Source organism: Corynebacterium sp. HMSC075F02 (genome assembly GCF_001838335.1).
Lineage (GTDB): Bacteria > Actinomycetota > Actinomycetes > Mycobacteriales > Mycobacteriaceae > Corynebacterium > Corynebacterium jeikeium_D.
On the sequence record NZ_KV836311.1, the window covers coordinates 153,876 to 173,477 of the forward strand.

At 58.4% G+C, this 19,602-nt stretch carries 16 protein-coding genes; 8 read left to right on the plus strand and 8 right to left on the minus strand.

Annotated elements, in window-relative coordinates; translation table 11 throughout:
* The first annotated feature begins 14 nt into the window (after nucleotides 1-14).
* Nucleotides 15-1,223: a lycopene cyclase family protein gene (locus HMPREF2920_RS05255; protein ID WP_070567103.1), complete on the plus strand. Its 1,209-nt coding sequence runs from the start codon at nucleotides 15-17 to the stop codon at nucleotides 1,221-1,223.
* Between the two features lie 98 nt (nucleotides 1,224-1,321).
* Entirely contained in the window at nucleotides 1,322-2,785 is a 1,464-nt protein-coding gene (locus HMPREF2920_RS05260; protein ID WP_070567106.1) for an amino acid permease, read from the plus strand.
* 405 nt (nucleotides 2,786-3,190) lie between these two features.
* On the opposite strand, the gene HMPREF2920_RS05265 is transcribed toward HMPREF2920_RS05260, so the two are convergent.
* The 7 genes from HMPREF2920_RS05265 to HMPREF2920_RS05295 form a co-directional block, all read right to left on the minus strand.
* Nucleotides 3,191-3,655: a metal-sulfur cluster assembly factor gene (locus tag HMPREF2920_RS05265; protein WP_070438420.1), complete on the minus strand. Its 465-nt coding sequence runs from the start codon at nucleotides 3,653-3,655 to the stop codon at nucleotides 3,191-3,193.
* A complete protein-coding gene (gene sufU, locus HMPREF2920_RS05270) occupies nucleotides 3,648-4,163 on the minus strand; it encodes a Fe-S cluster assembly sulfur transfer protein SufU (protein WP_016422754.1) in 516 nt (171 codons plus the stop codon). Before sufU ends, HMPREF2920_RS05265 begins: the two co-directional genes overlap by 8 nt.
* A gap of 20 nt (nucleotides 4,164-4,183) precedes the next feature.
* Nucleotides 4,184-5,437: a cysteine desulfurase gene (locus tag HMPREF2920_RS05275; RefSeq protein WP_016422753.1), complete on the minus strand. Its 1,254-nt coding sequence runs from the start codon at nucleotides 5,435-5,437 to the stop codon at nucleotides 4,184-4,186.
* On the minus strand, nucleotides 5,430-6,191 hold the full coding sequence (gene sufC / locus HMPREF2920_RS05280; protein WP_016422752.1) for a Fe-S cluster assembly ATPase SufC: 762 nt from the start codon (nucleotides 6,189-6,191) through the stop codon (nucleotides 5,430-5,432). Before sufC ends, HMPREF2920_RS05275 begins: the two co-directional genes overlap by 8 nt.
* Before the next feature lie 92 nt (nucleotides 6,192-6,283).
* Complete coding sequence (gene sufD / locus HMPREF2920_RS05285) at nucleotides 6,284-7,474, minus strand: Fe-S cluster assembly protein SufD (RefSeq protein WP_070567116.1); 1,191 nt, start codon at nucleotides 7,472-7,474, stop codon at nucleotides 6,284-6,286.
* Between the two features lie 5 nt (nucleotides 7,475-7,479).
* Nucleotides 7,480-8,946: a Fe-S cluster assembly protein SufB gene (sufB, locus tag HMPREF2920_RS05290; RefSeq protein WP_016422750.1), complete on the minus strand. Its 1,467-nt coding sequence runs from the start codon at nucleotides 8,944-8,946 to the stop codon at nucleotides 7,480-7,482.
* A complete protein-coding gene (locus HMPREF2920_RS05295) occupies nucleotides 8,943-9,641 on the minus strand; it encodes a helix-turn-helix transcriptional regulator (protein ID WP_048734176.1) in 699 nt (232 codons plus the stop codon). Before HMPREF2920_RS05295 ends, sufB begins: the two co-directional genes overlap by 4 nt.
* A 185-nt stretch (nucleotides 9,642-9,826) precedes the next feature.
* On the opposite strand from HMPREF2920_RS05295, the gene mptB reads away from it, so the two are divergent.
* The 4 genes from mptB to HMPREF2920_RS05315 all read left to right on the plus strand — a co-directional run bounded on the left by mptB (nucleotide 9,827) and on the right by HMPREF2920_RS05315 (nucleotide 14,470).
* The gene (mptB, locus tag HMPREF2920_RS05300) at nucleotides 9,827-11,566 is read left to right on the plus strand and encodes a polyprenol phosphomannose-dependent alpha 1,6 mannosyltransferase MptB (protein WP_070854075.1); all 1,740 of its coding nucleotides are present in this window, start codon (nucleotides 9,827-9,829) and stop codon (nucleotides 11,564-11,566) included.
* 25 nt (nucleotides 11,567-11,591) lie between these two features.
* A complete protein-coding gene (locus HMPREF2920_RS05305) occupies nucleotides 11,592-12,560 on the plus strand; it encodes an ABC transporter ATP-binding protein (RefSeq protein WP_049193479.1) in 969 nt (322 codons plus the stop codon).
* The gene (locus tag HMPREF2920_RS05310) at nucleotides 12,560-13,363 is read left to right on the plus strand and encodes an ABC transporter permease (protein ID WP_049190730.1); all 804 of its coding nucleotides are present in this window, start codon (nucleotides 12,560-12,562) and stop codon (nucleotides 13,361-13,363) included. Before HMPREF2920_RS05305 ends, HMPREF2920_RS05310 begins: the two co-directional genes overlap by 1 nt.
* 93 nt (nucleotides 13,364-13,456) lie before the next feature.
* A complete protein-coding gene (locus tag HMPREF2920_RS05315) occupies nucleotides 13,457-14,470 on the plus strand; it encodes a COX15/CtaA family protein (RefSeq protein WP_016422745.1) in 1,014 nt (337 codons plus the stop codon).
* 382 nt (nucleotides 14,471-14,852) lie between these two features.
* Here the strand turns inward: HMPREF2920_RS05315 and HMPREF2920_RS05320 are convergent, their stop codons facing one another.
* Nucleotides 14,853-15,767 carry a heme o synthase gene (locus HMPREF2920_RS05320; RefSeq protein ID WP_172954651.1) on the minus strand — a complete coding sequence of 305 codons (915 nt, stop codon included), beginning with the start codon at nucleotides 15,765-15,767 and terminating at the stop codon, nucleotides 14,853-14,855.
* 289 nt (nucleotides 15,768-16,056) lie between these two features.
* Here HMPREF2920_RS05320 and tkt point away from each other — a divergent pair, with 289 nt between their 5' ends.
* Together tkt and tal are read left to right on the plus strand one after the other, a co-directional pair.
* Nucleotides 16,057-18,156 (plus strand): transketolase, encoded by a 2,100-nt coding sequence (tkt, locus tag HMPREF2920_RS05325; RefSeq protein WP_070854076.1) that lies wholly within the window; start codon nucleotides 16,057-16,059, stop codon nucleotides 18,154-18,156.
* Nucleotides 18,157-18,326: 170 nt separating this feature from the next.
* Complete coding sequence (gene tal, locus HMPREF2920_RS05330) at nucleotides 18,327-19,442, plus strand: transaldolase (protein ID WP_070567121.1); 1,116 nt, start codon at nucleotides 18,327-18,329, stop codon at nucleotides 19,440-19,442.
* Nucleotides 19,443-19,602: the final 160 nt, after the last annotated feature.

A 19,602-nucleotide genomic window follows, 5' to 3' on the forward strand; every position in this document is an offset into this window, starting at 1 on the left:
GTAGCCTACCAGTTATGACTTCATTTCCCGTGACCGCCTCCGTCGTCGGCCTCGGGCCCGCCGGAAGAATCGCCGCCCACCGTGCATCCGCTCGCGGCTGGGATGTCACCGCTTATGACCCAGCCGGTGGCACACTGCCCTCGACGATTGGTCTCTGGTGCGACCAACTCCCCGACTGGTTGCCCAGCGACTTCCTCGCCGCCACCTTTCAACCCAGCGTCATTCTTGCCGACGGCACCGAACGTCAGCTCGCCCGCAACTACGGCGTTGTTAACAAGGACTGCCTGCAAGAACTTGGCGGTTTCCACATCGAACGCCGCGCACTCACCGATTCCGAAACCACGGGTACTGACATCACAATTGTCACCACCGGGCGCACGCACGCCGCAGTCGGGCGAGGTGGGCAGGTACGGCAGCTCGCCATCGGGCACATCTTTTCGCTTGACGACGTCCCCAGCGCCCACCGCCGCGCAGTCCTCATGGACTTCACTCCGGCCGAACCGGTTGCCCCAGTGACAGAGCCGGCTAGTTTCTCCTATCGCATTTTCTTGGATGACAGGACCTTCCTCATTGAAGAGACTATCCTCGCTACTCCGACTCCTATGGTTGACGGGTATCGTGGCGAAGCCGGTGCGCCAGTCGGCAGCGGCGGTGAGGCCGATGACTCCGTACTTCTAGCGCTGTTGCGTAGACGCCAAAGTGTACGGTTGAAGTCCCTGGGGCTTTCGGAAGATCTGGCCATCGACGAAGAAGTGGTGTCCTTTCCCCTACTGGCAAACCTTCCCTCTCGCTGTGGCGCCTTGACGCACAGTGGACCATCCATGGGCACTCTCTTCGGCTTTGCTGGTGGTTGGATGCATCCTGCCACTGGTTACTCGGTGGGTTCGGTTATCGAAGATGTCGACCGCTTCTTGGCCGATATGGAAAAGAAGGGAAGCCGGACGCTGGGGACGTCGTTAAGCATGCGATTGCAGCGATGGCTACGCGAACGTGGGCTCGCGGCGTTGCTGGGGTTCGATGCACGACAGACGGGTGCGTTTTTCCGGGCGTTCTTTTCGTTGCCGGAGAAGGACGTTTTTGCCTATTTGATAGGGACATCCCCACTGACGACGCTTCGCGCTATGGCGAAAGTGGCCGTGCCTTTGCTGAAAATGAGTCCGCGTACGTGCGGAAAGCTCATCGCTGGGTTTGTGCGGGGACCTGGGAGATGGAGAACTCGTTGACCGGGAGCATATACATCAGCCGATTTGTGGGGTGATACCAACAATTAAAGCGGTGTGGTTTTTGCATTCACCGGAGTACAAACGCTTATGATAAATGAATGACTTCGACGCAATCTGAGGAGACTTCCTCACAAAACCATAAGCTTCAGCGCAGGCTGAGAGCTCGCCACCTGAACATGATTGCCATTGGTGGTGCCATTGGTACGGGCCTGTTTGTTGCCTCCGGTGCGACCATTTCGCAGGCCGGTCCAGGCGGTGCGCTTATCGCTTACGCTCTTATCGGCATCATGGTGTGGCTGGTTATGCAGTCTCTCGGCGAGATGGCCGCTTACCTGCCGGTGCCCGGTTCCTTCCAGGAGTACGGTCGCCGATACGTCTCAGAATCCTTCGGCTTTGCCATGGGCTGGAACTACTGGTTTAACTGGGCGATTACTGTGGCCGCAGAGCTCGTCGCTGCTGCGCTGGTGATGCGCTATTGGTTCCCGGATGTGCCTTCAATCATCTGGTCCGCGCTCTTCCTCGCGATTCTATTCGGGCTGAACGCCCTGTCCGCACGTGCATTCGGCGAGGGTGAGTTCTGGTTTGCGACCATCAAGGTCATTACCGTCATCGTCTTCCTCGTTCTTGGTGTCGGCATGATTTTCGGTATCTTGGGCGGCTCCTCCCCCGGCTTCGAAAACTGGACCACGGGCGACGCCCCATTCGTCAATGGCGGAATGGGACTGTTGGCTGTCTTCGTTGTAGCTGGATACTCCTTCCAGGGCACCGAGATGGTTGGCGTAGCAGCAGGTGAGGCTGAAGATCCTGAGCGTACGATTCCCCGCGCGATTCGCACTATCTTCTGGCGTATCCTGCTGTTCTACATCGGTGCCATCGCTGTTATTGGTTTCCTTATTGCGTACACGGACCCGAATCTTCTGAATGCCGCCGAGGACAATATTTCCATTTCACCGTTCACCCTGGTCTTTGAACGCGCAGGTATCGCGATTGCCGCTGGCCTGATGAACGCCGTTATTCTGACTTCGGTGTTGTCCGCGGGTAACTCCGGTATGTATGTGTCCACTCGTATGCTGTTTTCCCTGGCCCGTCAGGGACACGCTCCGCGTTACTTTGGCAAGCTTTCTGGGCATGGCGTTCCGCTGCGCGCTCTGATTGCCACCGCTGTCATCGGTATGGCTGGCTTCATTACCTCATTGGTAGGCGATGGTGTGGCGTACACCTTCTTGCTGACGCTGTCTGCGCTCGCGGGCTTTATCACCTGGTTTGGTATCTCTTTCAGCCACTACCGCTTCCGCAAGTGTCTGAAGGCCCAGAATATCCCGTTGGATTTGCTTCCCTACAAGGCGAACTTTTTCCCCGCCGGTGCTGTGCTGGCACTGATTATGTGCTTCTTTGTGGTGGCCGGACAGGCACTTGATCCGATTCGCACTGGCGAGAATATCTTCGCTATCCTCACTCCGTACCTGGGTATCCCGGTCTTCGTCCTGCTGTGGTTTATCCATAAGAAGGTCACGGGCTCCAAGCTCGTTGACCCGGCCACCGCAGACATGACTCGCGAATAGCTGCGAAGAGCTGTGAATAGATGCGAGTAGCTATGCATCTCGCATCTAACTCTCACAACTTGGATTAGCAGTCGAAGACAATAGCGACCCCGCTTGGCACTTTTCAGTGCCAGGTGGGGTCGTTTTTAACTCCGAGTCGGACAGCTTGAAAAAATTGCGGGGATGCTCGTGTGAATACGGGCTGCAGATGTGAAACTGTGCAAGTTTATGACGCTTTCAGGCCATTTTTTGAGCCATTTTTGACATAAATGCAGTCAGTAACTCGCATCGCCCTACCGATCCCGGCCATAAACGCAGTCAGCAACTCAAAAAACAAACGAAAAAGTGCCTAGCTGAACGAGCCAGGAGCTCGTCGCCAAGCACTTTTAACGTAGCGGTTCTCTAATCACCGCTGTCACTGATCATCTAGACCGAGAAACCGAGAGCGCGCATCTGCTCGCGGCCGTCCTCAGTGATCATGTGTGGGCCCCATGCCGGGGACCAGACCCAGTTGAGGCGGAAGTCGCGGATACCCTCGACCTTCATAACCTCGGAGGCAGTCTGGTCGGTGAGCATATCGGTCAGCGGGCAGGCCGGGGACGTGAGTGTCATGAAGATAGCGGCAATGTCGCCTTCTTCAATCCAGATGTCATATACCAGGCCCAGGTCCACGACGTTGACTCCGAGTTCCGGGTCAACAACCTCGTACATTGCCTCTTCAACCTGGATAGCCAGCTTGTTATCGGCTTCGGTCTGCTCCGGTGCCGGCGGGACGGTGATGGACTCGTACTCATCCCCCTCATCAATGGGAGCACCAGTAGTCATGGTGTCCTCGTCGACAGCATCAGGCTGTGCGGGCGAGGTGGCGTCATTAGCGATTGGTTCAGTCATGGCGATGGCCTTCCTCGTCATTGGTAACGGTTACAGTCGCGGTACCAACGCCGTTGCCTTCAGCAGCGTTGGCCAGGGCCTCAGCGGTTGCGGCCTGGAAAGCTTTCCATCCGAGAAGTGCGCACTTCACGCGGGCGGGGTACTTAGAAACTCCAGCGAAGGCAATCCCATCGCCGATAATGTCCTCATCGCCCTCAATCTTGCCTCGGGAGGTGACCATCTTCTCGAACTCGGCAAGCTTGGCCATGGCCTCGTCGACAGTCTTGCCGACAATCTCCTCAGCCATAACTGAGGTAGAGGCTTGCGAGATAGAACAGCCCACGGCGTCATAGGAGACGTCATTGACAACGGTGAGGTCGTCGTTCAGAGTGACGCGAAGCGTGAGTTCATCGCCACACGACGGGTTGACGTGATGCACTTCCGTATTGAAAGGCTCCCGCAAACCCGCATGCTGCGGATGCTTGTAGTGATCCAGGATAACTTCCTGGTACATCTGCTCGAGCTTCATGTCCTTCTCCTTTCTTAAAGCTACGGGGTGACACCGAAGAACTTCTGTGCATGGCGCACTGCGTCGGCAAGCGCTTGAACGTCCTCTTCCGTGTTGTAGATGTAGAAGGATGCCCGGGCGGTCGACTGGGCGTTGAGGATTTGGTGAATTGGCCACGCGCAATGGTGACCGACGCGGATGCACACGCCCTGGTCGTCTAAAACCTGGCCAAGATCGTGCGGGTGAATGCCCTCGACCTTGAAGGAGACTGCAGAGCCACGCTGTTCTGGAGTAGTCGGACCGATGATGGTCACGCCATCAATTTCCTGCAGCTTCTCCAGTGCGAGCGCGGTCAGGTGGTGCTCATGAGCAGCTACCTTATCCATACCGATGGCATCCAGGTACTTCACCGCAGCACCCAGGCCGACGACCTGGGAGGTCATCATGGTACCCGCCTCGAAGCGCTGCGGAGGCGCCGCGAAGGTGGTCTTCTCCATGGTGACGACCTCAATCATCGAGCCACCAGTGAGGAACGGCGGCAGTGCCTCGAGCAGTTCCCGGCGACCGTAGAGCGCGCCGACCCCGTTGGGGCCGAGCATCTTGTGGCCGGAGAACGCCAGGAAGTCCACATCGAGCTCCTTGACGTCGACAGGCATATGCGGCACCGACTGGCAGGCATCGAGGACTACCAGCGCTCCGACCTCGCGAGCACGGCGCACCATTTCCTTCACATCGGTTACTGCACCGGTGACGTTTGACTGATGGGTAAAGGCCACAACTTTGGTCTTCTCGCTGAGCTCCAGCGAGTCCATATCAATGCGGCCGTCTTCAGTCACGCCATACCAACGCAGTGTCGCACCAGTGCGGCGAGCCAGCTCCTGCCACGGCACCAAGTTCGCGTGATGCTCCAGCTCAGTGACGACAATCTCGTCACCCTCGCCGACCTGGTACTGACCTGCGCGGTCGTCGCCAAGCACGAATGCCACTGTGTTCAACGCTTCGGTGGCGTTCTTGGTGAAGACCAGCTCGTCATAGTCGGCGCCGATGAAGCCTGCAATGGCTTCGCGGGCATCTTCGTAGGCGTCCGTGGCCTCCTCAGCAATCTCGTAGGCACCGCGGTGCACCGGTGCATTGTGGTGGGTTAGGAACTCCACCTCAGCATCGATGACTTGCTTGGGGCGCTGCGAGGTCGCTCCGGAATCCAGGTAGACCAGCCGCTTTCCGTCACGGACAGTGCGCGACAGAATCGGAAAGTCCTCGCGGAGTGATGGGCTGAGTAGTTCGGCGTTAGGCATTGATGTACTTCTCGTAGCCGTGCTCTTCCAGCTCGTCTGCAAGCTCCGGGCCACCGGAGGTGATGAAGCGACCATCGTGGAAGACGTGGACGAAGTCCGGCTTCACGTAGTTCAGGATGCGCTGGTAGTGAGTAATGATCAGAATGCCGCCGTCGTTTTCGTCCTGGTAGCGGTTAATGCCGTCAGAGACAACGCGCAGAGCGTCGACGTCCAGGCCGGAGTCGGTCTCGTCCAGGATGGCGAACTTCGGCTTCAGCAGGTCGAGCTGCAGAATCTCGTGACGCTTCTTCTCGCCACCGGAGAAGCCCTCGTTGACGGAGCGCTCGGAGAACGACGAATCGATCTCCAGGTCAGCCATTGCCTCACGGACCTCCTTGACCCAGTGGCGCAGCTTCGGAGCCTCGCCGCGGACAGCGGTTGCTGCAGAGCGCAGGAAGTTGGACATGGACACGCCGGTGACCTCGACCGGGTACTGCATTGCCAGGAAGAGCCCAGCGCGAGCGCGCTCGTCGACGCTCATCTCCAGCACGTTTTCGCCGTCGAGGAGAATCTCGCCCTCGGTGACTTCGTAACGCGGGTGACCTGCGATGGTGTAGCTCAGGGTGGATTTACCAGAGCCGTTCGGCCCCATCACAGCGTGGGTTTCGCCGGAGTTGATCGTCAGGTTGACGCCCTTCAAAATCTCCTTGGGCTCGGCGGACTCATCGGTCGGCAGCACCTGCGCGTGGAGGTTACGGATTTCCAAAGTGCTCATAGTGAAATCTTTTCCTTTAATCGGTGTAAGTGGCCTGTCCCCCGGCACTTCCGGGTTGACAGGACGGAAAGGGTGAGAAAGAAGATAAGCGGTTAGAAGCCAGCGGTGTTGAGCTCTTCGTCAACGAGCTTTTCAAGCTTCTCGCGAACGGACTCGACCGGAATCAGGTTGATGACCTCGCTGAAGAAGCCGCGAACCACCAGACGGCGAGCGGCCAGCTCCGGAATACCGCGCGAGAGCAGGTAGAAGAGCTGTTCCTCGTCGAAGCGGCCAACGGTGGCAGCGTGCCCAGCACCGGCAATCTCACCGGTTTCAATTTCCAGGTTCGGAACTGCGTCGGCACGCGCGCCTTCGGTGAGCAGCAGGTTGCGGTTGAGCTCGTAGGTGTCGGTGCCCGTCGCTTCTGCACGAATGAGCACGTCTCCCACCCACGCGGTGCGGGCCTCACGATGAGCGACATTCGGCTCGCCCTGCAGCGCGCCCTTGTACATCACGTTGGAGCGGCAGTTCGGCACAGCGTGGTCGACCAGCATGCGGTTTTCAAAGTACTGACCGGCATCAGCGAAGTACACGCCCAGCAGATCGACGTCGCCGCCGGGTGCCGTGAAAGCAACGCGCGGAACGATACGGACAACCTCGCCGCCAAACGTTGCGACAGTGTGGCGCAGCGTAGCATCCCGGCCGACACGAACGTGGTGCGCCGAACCATGAACGGCATCTTCGTTCCAGTTCACCATGGTCACGACGCCCAGCTTGGCGCCGTCGCCGATTACGAACTCGATGTTGTCCGCGAACGTGCCACTGCCTCGGTAGTTAATGACGCAGACGGCCTCGGCATGGGACTGCACGTCAATGACAATGTGGCCGTAGGACACCTTGTCCTCGCCCGGACCATCGATGTCGATGACGACAGGCTCCTTGGACACCGAGTTCTTCGCGAAGGTCACGATGTGCGCATCGTCGAAGTTGGAGTACGCCTGTGCTGCCACGCGGTCCGTTGGGGCGCCGGCGCGACCAAGGCGCTCGTCGTCACGCTTGACGACGTCCACAGCGACGCCATCCTGACCAGCAGTCTCGACCGAAATTGAGGCTGCAACCGGCTCTGCTGCGGTGCCGTTGTGGAGACCGCGGAGCTTACGCAGCGGCGTGAACTTCCACTCTTCATCCTTGCCATGCGGCACGGCGAAGTCCTCCACGTTGAAGGATGTGAAAACGTCGCCCTTGTTCGCCAGCACGCGGCGGCTATGAGCAGCCTGGTTTTCGTTGTTAATCGTCGTAGTCATTGGTATTAACCGACCGAACCTTCCATCTGCAGTTCAATGAGGCGGTTGAGCTCGAGGGCGTATTCCATCGGGAGCTCCTTGGCGATGGGCTCGACAAAGCCGCGCACGACCATGGCCATTGCATCTTCTTCCTCGATGCCGCGGCTCATCAGGTAGAAAAGCTGATCGTCAGAGACCTTGGAAACCGTTGCCTCGTGGCCGAGGGTGACGTCGTCCTCGCGGACATCCACGTATGGGTACGTGTCCGAACGTGAAATCGTGTCCACCAGGAGTGCGTCACACTCGACGTTGGAGTGCGAGTGCTTGGCACCCTTGTTGACCTGCACCAGACCGCGGTAGGCAGCGCGTCCACCGTTGCGGGCCACGGACTTGGACACGATGTTGGAGCTCGTGTGCGGAGCCATGTGCACCATCTTGGCGCCGGTGTCCTGGAACTGGCCCTCGCCAGCCATAGCCACGGACAGCACCTCGCCCTTGGCATGCGGACCGGTCATCCACACTGCCGGGTACTTCATGGTGACCTTGGAACCGATGTTGCCGTCAATCCACTCCATGGTTGCGCCCTCTTCGCACTTGGTGCGCTTGGTAACCAGGTTGTAGACGTTGTTCGACCAGTTCTGGATCGTGGTGTAGCGGCAGCGGCCACCCTTCTTCACGATGATCTCCACAACAGCCGAGTGCAGCGAGTCGGACTTGTAAATCGGAGCGGTACAGCCCTCGACGTAGTGCACGTAGGCATCTTCGTCGACAATAATGAGCGTGCGCTCGAACTGTCCCATGTTTTCCGTGTTGATACGGAAGTATGCCTGCAGCGGGATGTCCACGTGGACGCCCTTCGGCACGTAAATGAAGGAGCCGCCGGACCAGACTGCGGTGTTAAGAGCGGAGAACTTGTTGTCACCGGACGGAATGACGGTGCCGAAGTACTCCTTAAACAGCTCCGGGTGCTCCTTGAGAGCGGTGTCGGTGTCCAGGAAGATAACGCCCTGGGCCTCCAGATCCTCGCGAATCTGGTGGTAGACAACCTCAGACTCGTACTGAGCGGCGACACCTGCGACCAGGCGCTGCTTCTCAGCCTCCGGAATGCCGAGCTTGTCGTAGGTGTTCTTAATATCCTCCGGCAGGTCTTCCCAGGTCTGGGCCTGCTTCTCGGTGGAGCGAACGAAGTACTTAATGTTGTCGAAGTCGATGCCCGACAAATCCGCGCCCCAGGTGGGCAGCGGCTTGCGGTCGAAGATTTCCAAAGCCTTCAAGCGACGTTCAAGCATCCACTCCGGCTCGTTCTTCTTAGCCGAAATATCGCGAACGACCGCTTCAGACAGGCCACGCTTCGCGGAAGCGCCAGCGGTATCCGGGTCGTGCCAACCGAACTGGTAGGCACCAATGGACTCGATAATCTCTTCGTCAGTCTGCGGAGTGGCAGCCTTCGTGGATTCAGCCACGTCGGTGGAGTTCTCATGGGCGAGGGTCATTCTCCGCTCCTTTCTTGTGGCGATTCAGTAAGTGTCTTTGTTACGGGAGTGAGTGGGATATTCGTAGTGCAGATACCGTTTCCATCAGCGATAGTCGCCAACGGTTGGGTGTGCTGACCTAATAATTTACTAACGGCTTCATGCTCCGCCGCGCAGAGCTCCGGAAACTCGGAGGCTACGTGGCTAATTGGGCAATGGTGCTGGCAAATTTGCACGCCGCCAGTGTTCTGGTTGATAGTTGCCGCGTACCCGGCCCGTCGGAAAGCATCGACGACGGCCTCTACGACCTCTTCCTTCTCTGCGTCCTGCCCCACTGGCGTGACGCCGAGCAGAATGTCATCAATGCGCTGACGGGCAAACTGGGCAACTGCCTGCTCACCACCGGCCTTGCGCAGTGCGGTCAGTGCTGCACTGGCAAGATCGTCGTAAGCGTGCCCGAATCTAGCGCGGCCCCGATCTGTCAGGCGATAGGACTTTGCTGGCCTGCCTCGGCCCCGGGGGCCGGTGCTGGGTGCCGGAGCGGTTTCGGCAAGACCTTCGTCCACCAGAATGTCAATATGACGGCGGACGCCTGCAGCGGATAGTCCCAGGGTGTCTGCGATAAAAGTCGCGGACGCCGGGTTGTGTTCCAGAAGCAATTGGAGAATGCGCTTGCGCGTATCACCATCATTGACTGTCGGCTTCCGATCTGCCATGACTGGTGAGTCACCTCCTGCGATTGGACTGCTGGATAATAATGGGTGTCTAGGTGGCTCAGCGAGGCAAGTATCCCACTTGCGCCGCTGGTGTATTAGACAACATAATTGTGTCGTAATTGGGTCACAATGTCCAACGCATTTAAATATCAATGCAACGTCGCTGATTAGAACGCCCTTTCGGCGTGTCGAATCGTCTACTATGTGACCTTGTGAAAACTAACCGACCTACCCCGCGCCGCTCGTCCACCTTCGACGACGCTCTCGGGGTGCGTGACGCCATTCCGAAGATTGGTCTGGCCGGTTCTAGGTCGGCAACCCTCCACCAGGGCTCAGAACAGCCGCTCCAACACCGCATCAATTACCGCGAACTCCGACGCTTCACCTGGCTGCGTTGGCTGGGTGCTCTCGGGGCGGTCTTTATTATGGTCGCCGGGATCGGCGCAGGCGCGACACCGGTGGTTGGAAATGAGTTTTGGGGTACACCACTTGGGCTAATCCTCGGTCGAATGTTGGTGGCAACGACAATCGTCACCTTCGTGGGCATTGGCATGTTAGTCACAGCCTGGTTGGGTGTCGGCGCTTTCGTTCTGGCCGGTGCGCGGACTCGCGTCACCGCAGTGACTACTCCGATGCTCATACGCACCTACGCGGCATGGGTATTGCCCTTGATGTTTACCGCTCCCCTGTTTACGCAGGATATCTATTCCTATTTGGCGCAGGCTGCAATTGTGGAGCGGGGTATGGATCCCTACCTCGCAGGGCCTGTTGACCTATTGGGAGCCAACGACCCACTTGCCCGATCGGTGCCATTGATTTGGTCGCACTCTCCGAGCCCATACGGCCCCACAGCCCTCGCAGTGGCATGGGGTATCGCCAAAATAACCAGCGACGGGGTGATCGCTTCCGTCTTTCTGCATCGACTCGTCGCCATTGTTTCGCTTCTCGTGGTGTCCTGGGCGCTGGTGCAGCTTGGTCGCCGCTGCGGCGTTAGCTCTCAGTTCACGCTCTGGCTGGGCACGCTCAATCCGCTGGTATTGCTGCACCTGGTGGGCGGTATCCACAATGAGGCCCTGCTGCTGGCTCTCCTGCTCGTTGGTCTCGAACTGTGTCTGCGAGCTATCCACGGCCCTGCGCAATCGATGGTGCCCGATGAGCTGCCAGAACCCGGACCAATCGGACACGAGAACCAAAGCCGAGGTAGATCGTGGGCAATGTATGCAGGCGGTATTGTGCTCATCAGTCTCGCCGGAATGGTCAAAGTCACTGGTTTCGTGGCGCTCGGCTTCGCCGGCATGTGGCTGGCTCGAAAGTTTGGCAGTACCTGGAAGGCCGTTGCTCTTTCCGCGGTAGTGACGGGCGCAATGACCGTCGTCACGGCAGTCGTTGTTTCCTTAGGAACTGGTCTGGGCTTTGGTTGGATCACCGCGCAGGGTGGCGCCGCAACGGTGCGCAGTTGGATGTCGTTGACTACCCTGCTCGGGATCATCGCTGGTTTCTTCGGCAGGCTTCTGGGGCTCGGCGATATCAGCGACAGTGCTTTGCTGTTTACCCGCGGCATTGGCGTAGTGCTGGTGGCTGCCTGGCTCCTGCGCATGCTGTTAGCGACGTTCCGTGGGCGCATTCACCCGCTCGGCGGCTACGGCCTCGCGATGTTCGCTCTAGTAATCCTCTTCCCCGTCGTGCACCCCTGGTACCTGCTATGGGCCATCGTGCCCCTGTCCGCTTGGGCCAACCGGGTACAATTTCGCATTGCCGTGGTTCTGTACTCGGCAATTTTCAGTTTTGTAGTACTACCACGCGGCCTGGGGTTGCCTCCGGGCACCGTCGCTCAGATTTACCTACTGGCGTTGGTATTCTTCGTCGCAGTCATGTTCGTCATCTTGGCGTACTCGACGCGATCTAAGGTATTTCGCCTTCATTAAAACTGTGAGATTAGACTGACTAACCGTGAATAACGCTGCCAATTCTCCTGCTCTGCGCCTTGAGAACGTAACGAAGAAATTCGATGACGTTGAGGCTGTATCAGACCTTTCGCTTTCCCTGGATCGAGGTAGGGTTCTTGCGCTCCTCGGCCCCAACGGTGCTGGTAAGACCACAACCGTTGAAATGTGTGAGGGCTTCATCAAGCCGGATGAAGGGCGAATTCGCATTCTCGATCTCGACCCGGTCGCTCAAACCACAGCACTGCGCAGTCGCATTGGCATCATGCTCCAGGGCGGAGGCGCCTACCCCGGTGTTCGCGTTGGCGAAATGCTGAACCTCGTTGCCAGTTACTCCGCAAACCCGCTGGACACTGATTGGCTTCTTGAAGTCGTTGGCCTAGAACGCCATCGTAAGACGAACTACCGCAGGCTCTCTGGCGGTCAGCAGCAGCGACTGTCGCTCGCATGTGCCCTGGTCGGACGCCCGGAGCTTGTGTTCCTCGACGAGCCGACAGCAGGCCTCGATGCTCAGTCCCGTCTAGCCGTCTGGGATCTCATCTCGTCGCTGCGCCGTGATGGGGTCACCGTGGTCCTGACAACGCACCTCATGGACGAGGCCGAATCGCTTGCCGACGACGTTGCGATTATCGACCGGGGCCATTTAGTTGTGGCCGGTACCACCGAGGAGATCACTAGCGCAGGCGCATCGGCTCTCCAGGGAACGTCGTCAAGCACTGCTATGAAGATCAGCGTTCGAGGCAGCCTTGACTTCGAAGAGGTCAACCGCAACTTCAGCGAGTCCGGTCTTCCACAGCGTCTGCAGCGTTCTGGCGGTGGAGAGTTTTCCCTGATTGGTGAAGCTTCACCGCGCGCCTTGACTGTCTTGGCGCAGAGTTGCGAGCAGCAAGAGGTGTTGATCACCTCGTTGAATAGGGCGACGCAATCGCTTGAAGATGTCTTCTTGCAGATCACTGGAACGGAGATGAGGAGCTAATGACTACCGCACCGAGGGCCGATGCTTCCCGCTTTGCAAAGGGCACTTTCGCCCCAGCGCCACAGCGTTCGGACATGGCGAAGTTGGTCATGTCGCAGGCGTGGTTGGAAACGAAGCTCTTCTGGCGACATGGTGAGCAAATGCTCCTCACCATCATTATCCCGTTGGCGATGCTCATCGGCCTGGTGATGGTGCCGGTGTTGGAGCTCGATGATCCGCTCGAGCGTATCTTCCCCATGGTGCTGGCGATTTCCGTCATGTCTGCAGGGTTTACCGGACAGGCAATTGCCGTGGGCTTTGACCGCCGTTACGGAGCCCTGAAGCGCATCGGCGCCTCAGGCGTGCCACCCTGGGGCATTATCGCAGGCAAGATTGTGTCGGTCTGCACCACCGTCACGTTGCAGTACGTACTGTTTAGTCTCGTGGGGCTCGCCCTTGGCGCAGAGCTGTCGATTGGCGGCTGGCTGCTGGCTTATGTGGGGATGCTTCTGGGAACGTTCGTCTTTACCTCATTGGGCTTGCTCATGGGCGGTACGTTGGGAGCCGAGCTAATCCTAGGTCTGGCCAACCTGATCTGGTTCATCCTCATTGGTGCTACTACGTATGTGGCCGTTGCGCCATCGTTAGATGACATCAGCTCTGTACTGCTACACCTCTTGCCGTCCGTCGCGCTTACCGACGTGATCTCCGCGGCATTGGCCATGTCCGTCCATTGGTCAGCTGTCGGGGTGCTGATTGTGTGGGGTGTCCTTGGCGCTGCACTGGCGGCTCGCTGGTTCCGTTTTGATATGCCGAATGACTAGGAATCTATCGGGGAGTCTGCATAGAAAAGCGCAGCCCAACGCAGGGGTTTCGCTTATTACCATTTTCCGCCAGCATGGGTAGAATTTCTTAATGTGAATACTGCAGATCGAAGTTTGCCCCTATCGTTTTTGCCGCTGACACCAATCGGGCGCCAGAAGCTCTATGCCCTGCTGGTTTTGATTGCACAGGCGGCAATTGCGGTAACCGGTTCTATCGTCCGTGTTACTGGTTCAGGTCTCGGTTGTGCTTCGTGGCCTGAATGTCACCCAGGCAGCTTCGTTCCTGTCGCGGGGGAAGCAGAAATGCTCCATCAGATTATTGAGTTTGGCAACCGGCTGCTCACCTTTGTGCTGGTTGCTCTGACACTTCTGCTCTTTCTTTCGGTTATGCGTGTCGGTCGCCGTCAGGAAATCAAGTTGCTGGCCTTCCTCAACGGTCTCGGCGTTATCGTCCAGGCTGTTATCGGCGGTATCTCCGTTTGGGTTGACCTGAAGTGGTACGCCGTAGCGCTGCACTTCCTGCCTTCGATGATTCTGGTCTGGCTCGCTGGCATGCTTTTCGTCAAGATTTCTGAGCCTGACGACGGCACTGCTACCCGCATGTACCCGCGCTATCTGCGCTATCTGGCTGCCGCCTCCGGCTTGGCCCTGACGATGACGCTGATTACCGGAACTATGGTCACCGGTGCCGGACCACACGCTGGAGATGCTTCGGTGCTCCCGGAGGATCGCCTCCAGCTACCGATTGTTGACCTGGCGCATATCCACGCTGGTTTTATGTACCTCTACCTTGGCCTGGTTATCGGCCTCATTTTCGGTCTGCTGGCCTCGGAAGCCTTTGCACCTGTGCGTAAGGTTGCCATCGCACTCGTTGTGTTCATTTTGGCTCAGGGCGTAGTTGGAATGATTCAGTATTGGTCCGGTGTACCGGAGGCATTGGTGCCGGTTCACGTTGCCGGATCTGGTATCTGCACCGCTTTGACTGCAGTACTTTTCCAGCACGGTTACCGCACTGTCGGTGGGAGCGCAGAAGTCACTGGCTCGCTTGAAGGCGATGCGGCTGCCGCCACTGTTGCTTCGGAGAAGAACGTCGAGGTTACCGCGTAGCTAGCTGCCGGTCAGCGGCTGTATTAACCACTGTGGTTACCGGCTGTTGATTCCTGCTTGAACCGCCTAAACACGCGCTTTGGTTGTGCGTGTTTAGGCGGTTCTGCTGTCTGCTCGGCTCCGTGTGCTCGGATGTGCGTTTCCCAGTGGCTAGCGGGCTGCGCGGGCGGTGCGGGCTGCGCGGGCGGTGCAAGGGGGCGGTCTGCCCACCTATCGATCCGAGTTACTGACTATGTTTATGACAGAAATCGCGCGAAAAATGGCCTGAAAGTGTCATAAACTCGCACAGTTTCACATTTGCAGCCCGTGCCCATCTCCACACACAAAAAGAGACCCTTCCCGCAACCGGAAAGGGCCTCTTCAAAGGAGCTCAGCAACTGCCCTAGAACATGCTCGAAATTGTCTGCAATCCGAGTACGGCATCGAGAGAAAGCGCCACACAGACGATAGACAAGTAGTTGTTCGACATGAAGAACAGCTTCATCGGCTTGATCTTGCCACCGGTCTTAACGTGGCGGTGCAGGTCAATGGCGCCCCACAGGAACCAGGCACCAGCGCCAACGGCGCCAATCAGATAAATCCAACCCGCGTACGGAACCAACAGCAGAGTGGTAATCACGGTCGCGGCGGTGTAGTAAATAATGCGCTTGGAAACGACGATTGCCGGCTTGACCACTGGCATCATCGGCACGCCAGCGGCCTTGTAGTCCTCCTTGTAGCGCAGGCCCAATGCCCAGGTGTGCGGCGGAGTCCAGAAGAAGATAAGCAGGAACAGGATGAATGCCTGCCACCAGTGAGCGAGCCCCGTAATCTCCGGGTTGTTGTCAGTGATTACGGCCCAGCCGACCATCACCGGCATACAACCCGCAGCGCCACCCCAAATTACGTTCTGATCAGTACGGCGCTTCAGCCACAACGTGTAGACGAAGATGTAGAAGGCAATCGTAATCAGAATGAAAACGGCGGCCAGCAGCGAGTTACACAGCAACCACAGCCATAGGAACGACGCAATCATCAAGACAGTGCCGAAAATCGCTGCCGCTCGACGGCTAACCTGGTTGCGCGCGAGCGGGCGACGGCGAGTACGGCGCATCTTCTGGTCAATGTCGTAATCCATGACCATGTTGAAGGTGTGCGCAGCTGCGGCACCCAACCAACCACCGAACAAGGTGAGAAGAATCAGTCCAACGTGAACATGACCGCGATCAGCCTGAAGCATTGCGGGAATGGCCGCGACGAGCAGGAGCTCGATAATTCTTGGCTTAGTCAGTGCAATATACGCCTTGACTGTTTCCAACAAAGCAATGTCCCTTTCACGCGCCATAAACAAACCCCCCGTTTACAGATAGTCGGATGTAACGGTCGGAAAGTTCCCGACGAGTTTTTCCGCAAAATTAAATGAGGGGCAGGCAATCAGTTTACCGGTAATCATAACGGTTCCAATAATGACCGTCGTAAAGCATGTGCGGCGCGCCCTCTGAGACTTATCTCTCAGCTATTCGGCCCGGTTTGAACCGGGAGCGCGCAATCCTAGTTAGTATGGAAGAGAATTTTACTAATCCATTTGGATACTAGGAGTCATTCACGTGACACTGTCGACTGAGCATGAAGCACGGGTTGTGCGCAACTACCCCTCGGACTGGTCTGACTTGGATACGAAGGCCGTTGATACGGCCCGTGTGCTGGCTGCAGACGCCGTTGAAAAGGCAGGTTCGGGGCACCCCGGCACTGCGATGAGCCTCGCACCGCTGGCTTACTCTCTTTACCAGCGCGTTATGCGCCATGACCCGAAGGATACGAAGTGGATCGGCCGTGACCGTTTCATTCTCTCCTGTGGTCACACCTCTCTGACGCAGTACGTCCAGCTGTACCTCGGCGGTTTTGGCCTGGAGCTCGATGACCTGAAGGCGCTGCGTACGTGGGACGCTCTCACCCCGGGTCACCCGGAGTACGGCCACACTGACGGCGTGGAAATCACCACTGGCCCGCTGGGTCAGGGGCTGGCGTCGGCTGTCGGTTTTGCCATGGCTTCGCGACGGGAACGTGGGCTGTTCGACCCGGAAGCTGCTCCGGGTGAGTCTCCGTTTGATCACTACGTGTACGTCATCGCTTCTGATGGTGACGTTCAGGAGGGTGTCACTGCCGAGGCCGGCTCGCTGGCCGGCACTCAGCAGCTGGGCAACCTGATTGTCTTCTGGGATGACAACGGCATCTCCATCGAGGACGACACCACTATTGCTTTCACCGAGAATGTCGCGGACCGCTACCGTGCTTATGGCTGGCAGGTCATTGAGGTTGACGGCGGCGAGGACGTCGCGGCACTCGAGGCTGCTGTCGAGGAGGCCAAGAAGGATACGGAGCGTCCGACATTCATTCGCGTTCGTACTGTGATCGCTTACCCGGCTCCGACGAAGATGAACACCGGCGCTTCGCACGGTGCTGCTCTTGGTGGCGAGGAGATTGTCGGCATCAAGGAAGCTCTCGGCTTCGATACCGACAAGAGCTTTGACGTCGCTGACGAGGTCATTGAGCACACTCGCAAGCTAGTTGAGCGCGGCGCTGAGGCTCACGCACAGTGGCAGGTCAAGTTCGACGAGTGGGCTGCGGCTAACCCGGAGCGCAAGTCTCTGCTGGACCGTCTGACCGCTGGCGAGCTGCCGGAGGGCTTCGACGCTGAGCTGCCGACCTGGGAGCCGGACGAGAAGGGTGTTGCTACCCGCAAGGCTTCTGAGGCCGCGCTGCAGGCACTGGGCAAGACCCTGCCGGAGCTGTGGGGTGGCTCGGCTGACCTGGCTGGCTCCAACAACACCGTCCTGAAGGGCGAGCCGTCTTTCGGTCCGAAGTCCATCACCACCGGCACCTGGACCACTGACCCGTACGGCCGCAACCTGCACTTCGGTATTCGTGAGCACGCCATGGGCTCGATCCTCAACGGCATTCTGCTCCACGGTGGTACCCGTCCGTACGGCGGCACCTTCCTTATCTTCTCGGACTACATGCGTCCGGCTGTCCGCCTGGCATCGCTGATGGGCATCTCCCCTATTTATGTCTGGACCCACGACTCCATTGGTCTGGGCGAAGACGGTCCGACGCACCAGCCTGTTGAGCAGCTGGCTTCGCTGCGCGCTATCCCGGGTGTGTCCACTGTCCGCCCGGCTGACGCTAACGAGACCGCTCAGGCTTGGGCCGCTGTTCTTCAGGGAGAGGCAGGCCCGAAGGCTCTGGCTCTGACCCGCCAGAACGTTCCGGTCCTGGAAGGTACCAAGGAGAAGGCCGCTGAGGGCGTCCGTCGTGGTGCGTACGTGCTTGTCGACGGTGCCAAGGAGACCCCGGACGTCATCCTGATGGCTACCGGTTCGGAAGTTCACCTCGCTGTCGAAGCTGCTGACAAGCTGGCTGAGGAAGGCGTCAGCGCCCGCGTTGTCTCCGTTCCGTGTCTTGACTGGTTCGAGCAGCAGGACGATGCCTACCGCGAGCAGGTTCTGCCGAAGTCCGTCCGCGCTCGTGTCTCGGTTGAGGCCGGTATTGCAATGCCGTGGTACCGCCACCTGGGTGATGCTGGTCGCGCTGTCTCCCTGGAGCACTTCGGTGCATCGGCTCCGTACAAGGAGCTGTTCGAGAAGTTCGGCATCACAGCAGAGGCTGTTGTCGATGCCGCCAAGGAGTCCATCGAGGCTGCTAAGTAAGTTTGTTAAAACCTGGCGCTATCGGCCGCTGTCGGGACGGGATTTGTGAAAACCGTACCGCGCTCCGGTAGCGCCAGTATTGTTTGTGACGCACAGTAGTTTAAGGACATACAACTTTTAGCGAAGTCTTTAGGCAACGAAGCGGTATTGACAGAAAGGCGTTAAACACTATGGGAAGCACCACGATGGAAGCGCTCGCCAAGGTAGGGACTTCGGCGTGGCTCGACGATCTTTCGCGCCAGCGCCTCACCTCGGGCGATTTGAAAAATCTGATTGAAGAGCTTCGGGTTGTCGGTGTCACTACTAACCCGGCAATCTTCTCTTCGGCGATGACCGCCGGTGAGGATTACGACTCTCAGCTGGCGCAGCTCACTGCAGAGGGTGCGAACTCGGCAGATGCTGTGTTCGCGATGGCAATCGACGACGTCCGCGATGCCTGTGACCTTTTCGCTGGTGTATCCGAAGAAACCGACGGTGTCGATGGCCGTGTGTCCATCGAGGTCGATCCTCGCTACGCCGACAACTACGAGGCCACGATTGCGCAGGCCCGTAAGCTCTGGGAGCGCGTCGGCAAGCAGAACGCGATGATTAAGATTCCGGCGACCGATGCTTCCCTGCCGGCTGTCACCCAGGCTCTGTCCGAGGGAATCTCGGTAAACGTCACCCTGATTTTCTCGGTGGAGCGTTACCTGCAGGTCATTGATGCGTTCATCGAGGGCATTGAGCGTGCGAAGGACAACGGCGTGGACCTGGCTTCGGTCCACTCTGTTGCGTCGCTGTTTGTTTCCCGCGTTGACACCGAAATCGATGCTCGCCTGGACAAGATCGGCTCCGAGGAGGCCCTGGCTCTGCGCGGCAAGGCTGGTCTGGCCAATGCCCGTGCAGCTTACGCCAAGTTCGAGGAGACTTTCTCGGCGCAGAATATTCGCTGGGCACAGCTGGAAAACGCCGGTGCTAAGCCGCAGCGCCTGCTGTGGGCTTCGACCGGTGTGAAGAACCCGGCTTACCCGGACACCCTCTACGTCACTGAGCTGGCTGCACCGCAGACTGTGAATACCATGCCGGAGAAGACGCTGCGTGCTGCCGCGGGCTTCGAGGGCGAGGTTCGCGACGCCGTCAGCGGCCAGGGTGACGCAGCCAATGCCGTTATGACTCAGCTCAGCGAGATTGGCATCGACCTCGATGACGTCTTCGCTGTCCTGGAGCGCGAGGGCGTGGAGAAGTTCGTGGACTCCTGGCAGTCCTTGCTCGAGTCGATTGCACAGCGCATGGAGCAGCTGAAGTAAGCCTGCTGATTATCTAGGTGCCTGTTGGTAGTGGCTGCGTTTCTGGCTGGCGCCAGCAGGTCGCCTGGCGATCCGAGTTACTGACTGCGGTTATGTCAAAAACGGCCCGAAAAATAGCCTGAAGGTGTCATAAACTTGCACAGTTTCACATCTGCAGCCC